Here is a 6,134-nt window from a genome sequence, read left to right on the forward strand (position 1 = left end):
AAGTGTCCAACCAAAAAAATGTAAAAAAAATTTACAAGCCCATGATACAATCCATATTCTTAATATATTTGCTTTCTATGAATACAGAACAGATATTGGCTAAATTGCGACAAATTCGCAAAGAAAAAGGCGTAAGCCAAGAAGATATAGCCGAACAGATAGGAGTTTCCAGACCTACTTATTTGGCTATGGAAAATGGAAAGCAAGAATTTTCCCTGCAAAGGTTAGAAAAGGTAGTTAAATTTCTGAATATTGATATTTACGATTTGATAGATAAAAAAGATGAAAAATTAAACCAAATTGCAAAGGCAATATCAGAGATTAAAGCTAAAATCGAGGAAATAGAAAAAAAGATAAGTTAGCTTTCTGAAACAAAAAAATACAAGGGTAGTTTTGGAAGGCTAACTATTTGAAAAAAACAAAATCCCTCAAAACGCAGTATTTTCTCAAACCGAAAATGTCACTTTGATGTAAGATTTGCCAAACAAAAAGTACCGTTTTTTGTGAAAAAGTGCCGTTTTTAGGTAAGAGGGGGTAAAAAAAAAGACCCAAAAACACCAAAATAGGCGTTTTTTGGGTCTTAAATGGGCTTTTTGTAAGAAGTGGCAATTCTTTTCACAAGCTAAATGCTTGAAAGTCAAAGAATTAAGATATAACCAAAAAGCATAAAATTTTAGTTTTTTCATCTATTTTTTAAATTTTGAAAGTGAAAAATAATACCACTCGAAGTGGCTTCTAAGAAAAAAACGCGATTGCCCTTTTTTAGCAGAGCAAAGAAAATTTTGTTTCGAGGGGCAAGATAGTAAAAAAATAGCAATTTAAGCCAATATTAGGCGTAGCTTGCGTCTACAACTTATCAATTAAGCAAGTCTTTCGGAGGCTGTGTCTAGAAGAGGGAGTTTTGCAGAAAAATCGTAACTTTGTGCATTGTCATTTGTCCCAAGCCCTCAAGAATATGATAAACAACTTATTGAATACGATTATAGCAGGCGACTGCATAGAGAATCTTAAAAAAATACCAAGCAACTCCATAGATTTAATATTTGCCGACCCACCTTACAACCTACAGCTCAATGGCGAATTGCACCGCCCCGACCAGAGCAAGGTAGATGCCGTCGACGATGAGTGGGATAAGTTTGCGTCCTTGAAGACCTATGACGCATTTTGCCAACAGTGGCTTGCCGAATGTCATAGGGTTTTAAAAGATACGGGTAGCATTTGGGTTATAGGCACATACCACAATATTTTTCGGGTAGGAGCAATTATGCAAGATTTGGATTTTTGGCTCTTGAATGATGTTATTTGGGTAAAAAACAACCCTATGCCTAATTTTAAAGGAACGCGGTTTAATAATGCACACGAAACGTTGATATGGGCAACTAAGTCCAAAAAATCACGCTATACCTTTCACTACCACTCGCTCAAAACGATGAACGACGACCTTCAGATGCGTAGCGACTGGTTGATACCGATTTGTAGTGGAGAAGAGCGAATTAAGGTCAATGGGCAGAAAGCGCATAGCACACAAAAGCCTGCGGAACTCTTGTATAGAATTATCATCTCGACTTCCAACGTCGGTGACATAGTGTTAGACCCATTTTTTGGCAGCGGAACAACTGGGGCAGTAGCCAAACGACTGGGGCGAAACTTTATTGGATTAGAACGAGAACCTTTTTATATCCAAGTTGCCCAAGAGCGCATCAATCAAGTAAAGCCTCTAAGCAAAAATGTACTTGAATATAAAATCGATAGAAAAAAACCACGTATTCCGTTTGGTAATTTAGTTGAAAAAGGCTATGTTTCAATCGGAGAAACGTTATACTCGAAAGATAAAAAGCTAACAGCCGTAGTACAAGCCAATGCCAGTATTATAGCCAATGGCACAGCAGTAGGTTCGATACACAAAGTCAGCTCTGTTTTGCTTAACAAGGCTACCAACAACGGTTGGACATTTTGGTATGTAATGCGTGAAAACGAACTCATCTCCATAGACGAGCTAAGACTCGCCTACGAAAAAAAGTTTTTCCGAGTCGAAAAAAATGACTCATTGTTAGAAGAGTTGCGCTCCATACGCGATTCAAAACTTACAGATAGTAGTATTATTTAGACTTTTATATTATATGAAATATCAAAAATTCAAACAAATATTCGACGATACCATTTTTGAGCGAGCTAAAGCAGACTTGCTGAAAAAAATTGCCGAAAATCCAAGTCGCTATATCGGGCTATTTCGCCCTACCCATCCTCATGCCAAACTGTTACAAAACCTATTGCAATCACATGAAATTCGGTTTGGCGATGCTTTTGAAACGGCTATAGGCGCATACATAGAGGAATTTGGCTATCAAACTCTATCAAAACGTTATCAAGAAGCAGACAGCAGCTTGTTGAACATAGACCAATGTTTTTCCTCGAATACTACTCTATATTTCATAGAGCAAAAAGTTAGAGATGACCATGACAGTACAAAAAAAAGAGGACAGATTCAAAACTTTGAAAAAAAGTTGAATTTACTCCAAAACAAGCACAGAGGAAAAAAAGTAGTTGGGATATTCTATTTTATAGACCCAGAGCTTGTAAAGAATAAACGCTACTATGAGCAAGAGCTATCGAAAATGGCGCAAGACTATCAAGTCGAACTTCATTTATTCTATGGACAAGATTTATTTGATTACCTCAACCAAAGTACAACTTGGCAAGAAATACAAACCTATCTAATCCAATGGAAAAAAGATGTCCCTACGCTCCCTCAAATTAATTTTGACCTTAATCCAGCTGAAACATTCGCAGAAATAAAAGATTTAGAACCTGTTTATTATAGAAAAATACTGAATAATGACCAAATAGTCCAACAGATTTTGAAAATTATTTTTCCTACCAATGCAACATTAAAACTCCTAACAGAGTATTTTCAACAAAAAGAAACGCCTGTATATCGCGCTCTAAGCGATAAATTGCGTAACTTGGCAGAGTAATGCACCCATCTGTTGTACGCAGTTTTCTAATAACCAAAGAACAAGCCCCCCGCCGTTGCTTATGTCTCACAAGCAACTTTATGACAATACGATAATCAACGTTATGCCCCTTGTCGTCTGTATGGACACAGACAACGGCGTGAAAAACCGTCGCCGACGGCTATCAGCCCTCGGCGACGGAAAAGGGTTTAGAAGTTGAGGTCGGCGGCTACGTCGTTGATAAAGACGATTCGCTCCTTATTGTGCAGGACAACCAAAACGGGGCTGTCTTTGGAAATATTGCCGCTTAGGATTTCTTTGGAAAGTTCGTTGAGTAGCTCTCGCTGCACAACGCGCTTCAAAGGGCGTGCGCCAAATTGTGGGTCATAGCCCAATCGCCCTAAATATTCTACTACCTCTGGCTCTACTTCTAATAAAATGCCATTTTCTTGCAAACGCTTTTGTATTTGCTTGATTTGCAGTTGAACAATTTTCTGAATATGCTGCTGCGAAAGTGGCTCGAAAAGCACCGTTTCGTCTATGCGGTTTAGAAATTCGGGTCTGAAACTGCGCTTCAAAAGCTCGAAAACTTCGTCTTTGGTCTGTTCCAAAATCGCCTCTCGCTCATATTCAGAAAGTGCGCCCTTCGCTTCCATATCCGCCAAACGCTCACGTATGATGTGCGAACCTAAGTTGGAGGTCATGATGACGATAGTATTTTTGAAGTTGGCAATTCTGCCCTTGTTGTCGGTGAGCCTGCCCTCGTCCAAGACCTGCAAGAGGATATTAAAAACGTCGGGGTGCGCCTTTTCTATCTCATCTAAAAGCACCACACTATAAGGCTTCCTGCGGACGGCTTCGGTGAGCTGTCCGCCCTCGTCATAACCTACGTACCCTGGTGGCGCACCAATGAGGCGACTGACGCTATGGCGTTCTTGATATTCGGACATATCAATCCTAACCATCGCATTTTCGTCATCAAAAAGAAACTCGGCTAAGGCTTTGGCAAGCTCGGTCTTTCCTACGCCCGTCGTACCCAAAAAGATAAACGAACCAATGGGACGGTTGGGGTCTTGCACCCCTGCGCGGCTTCGCCTGACGGCATCAGAAACGGCTTGAATGGCTGCTTTCTGCCCTGCTACGCGCCTGCTAAGTTCGGCTTCGAGGTGCAAAAGTTTTTCCTTTTCGCCTTGTAGCATCTTACTGACGGGTATGCCTGTCCATTTGGCAACCACTTCGGCGATGTCTTCTGCCGTTACAAATTCGCGCAAAAGGGACTTCTGCTGGTGCTGCTTCTCTTCGGCTTCTTTTTGTAGCTCCTTCAAAAGTTTTTCGGCTTCCAAAATTTTGCCGTATCTCAATTCGGCTACCCTGCCGTAATCGCCTGCGCGTTCTGCCTGCTCTGCTTCGAGGCGAAACTGCTCTATTTGCTCTTTGAGGTCGCGAATTTTATCGATAGCCCCTTTTTCGCCTTCCCACTTGTCTTTGAGCGTTTTCTGTCCCAATTTCAAATCCTCGATTTCTTTGGAAAGAAGCGCGTCTTTTTCCCTATCGCCTTCTCTTCTGATGGCTTCGCGCTCGATTTCTAATTGCATAATCTTGCGGCGCACTTCGTCCAGTTCTTCGGGCATCGAGTTCATCTCTATCCGCAATTTCGAGGCGGCTTCGTCCATCAAATCAATCGCCTTATCGGGGAGTTTTCTATCGGGCAGGTAGCGATAGGAAAGCTGTACGGCGGCTATCAGGGCATCATCTTTGATTTGCACGCCATGGTGGAGTTCGTATTTTTCCTTGATACCGCGCAAAATAGAGATGGCATCTTGTACCGACGGCTCATCTACAAAAACGGTCTGAAAACGGCGTTCTAAGGCTTTGTCGCGCTCAATGTACTTTTGGTATTCCTTCAAAGTAGTCGCACCGATGGCGCGAAGTTCGCCACGCGCTAAGGCTGGTTTGAGCAAATTGGCAGCGTCCATTGCCGAATCGCCGCCTGCCCCTGCACCGATAAGGGTATGAATTTCATCAATAAATAAAATAATTTCACCTTCCGAATCCGTAACTTCTTTGATAACGGCTTTGAGGCGTTCCTCAAATTCGCCCTTGTACTTCGCGCCTGCTATCAAAAGCCCCATATCGAGGGACACTAAGGTTACCGATTTGAGATTTTCGGGTACGTCGCCCGTTACAATGCGCTGCGCCAAGCCTTCCGCAATAGCAGTCTTTCCTACGCCTGCCTCGCCAATGAGCATGGGGTTATTTTTGGTGCGTCGGGAAAGGATTTGTAACACCCTGCGGATTTCCTCATCTCTGCCAATGACGGGGTCTAATTTGCCCTTACGTGCCAAATCGGTGAGATTTTGAGAATAGCGTTCGAGGCTTCGGTATTTATTTTCGGCGTTTTGGTCTTTTACCTTGCTGCCGCCGCGCATTTCTTGTATGGCTTTGAGCAAGTCTTTTTCGGCAAAACCTGCCTTTTTCATCAAATCGGCTACATTGTCTTTGCCTTTGAGCAAGCCCAACCAGATGTGTTCTACGGCTACAAATTCATCGCCCAAGGGTTGTAGGTAATTTTCGGCGGCTAAAAGGGCGGCGTGTGCGTCATTAGAAAGATAGGGGTCGGAGCCAGAAGTTTTGGGGTATTGTCCGATAAGTGTATCAATTTGAGAGCTAAAATTTTGTGGACTAATCCCTAATTTTTTAAGAACAAAGCCCGCCAAATTTTCATCTACTTGAAAGGCGGCTTTGAGCAAGTGTCCCGTCTGCACGATTTGGTGCTGCATCGCTACTGCCATTTCGCTGGCTTTTTGCAATACTTCTTGTGCTTTAATGGTGAATTTATTGAAGTTCATATCTTAAAAATTTGCGAATTGTTGTAAAGGTTTAGGAGGTTTTCTCTTCTGGCATAGTCCCTTTTCAATAATTACGCAAAATCGGAGAAGGGCATCATCAAATGACTTTTTGTCTGATTTTAAGGCTGCTACTAAGGTTGCTGTTGTTATTTTTTTGTCTAAAACTGACGAAATGTCTTTTTTTTCAAAAAATCGTCCCTGTATTTTGTCCCAATACGAAGTCTTAGGAAACCTTCTCTATCTTCATTTTCTCGACGCTTTTGGTTTCGCCCGAAAAATTGATAGCGATAAGATAAATCTCCCTGCCTTGATTTAAAAAAGGTTTGTAATA

Annotated in this window: 4 protein-coding genes; 3 read left to right on the forward strand and 1 reads right to left on the reverse strand. The window is 41.7% G+C overall.

Features of this window, described 5'->3' with window-relative positions; all coding sequences use genetic code 11:
• Positions 1 to 41 precede the first annotated feature (41 nt).
• The 3 genes from G500_RS24945 to G500_RS0107905 all read left to right on the forward strand — a co-directional run bounded on the left by G500_RS24945 (position 42) and on the right by G500_RS0107905 (position 2,975).
• Positions 42 to 362, forward strand: a complete 321-nt coding sequence (locus G500_RS24945; protein ID WP_154657068.1) for a helix-turn-helix domain-containing protein — start codon at positions 42 to 44, stop codon at positions 360 to 362.
• A gap of 593 nt (positions 363 to 955) precedes the next feature.
• On the forward strand, positions 956 to 2,107 hold the full coding sequence (locus G500_RS22855; protein WP_086047858.1) for a site-specific DNA-methyltransferase: 1,152 nt from the start codon (positions 956 to 958) through the stop codon (positions 2,105 to 2,107).
• A 13-nt stretch (positions 2,108 to 2,120) separates the two neighbouring features.
• Entirely contained in the window at positions 2,121 to 2,975 is an 855-nt protein-coding gene (locus G500_RS0107905; protein ID WP_027002172.1) for an HpyAIV family type II restriction enzyme, read from the forward strand.
• A gap of 188 nt (positions 2,976 to 3,163) precedes the next feature.
• On the opposite strand, the gene clpB is transcribed toward G500_RS0107905, so the two are convergent.
• Positions 3,164 to 5,803, reverse strand: a complete 2,640-nt coding sequence (gene clpB, locus G500_RS0107910) for an ATP-dependent chaperone ClpB (RefSeq protein WP_027002173.1) — start codon at positions 5,801 to 5,803, stop codon at positions 3,164 to 3,166.
• Positions 5,804 to 6,134 lie beyond the last annotated feature (331 nt).

Origin of the sequence: Hugenholtzia roseola DSM 9546, from assembly GCF_000422585.1 — a bacterium.
GTDB lineage: Bacteria > Bacteroidota > Bacteroidia > Cytophagales > Bernardetiaceae > Hugenholtzia > Hugenholtzia roseola.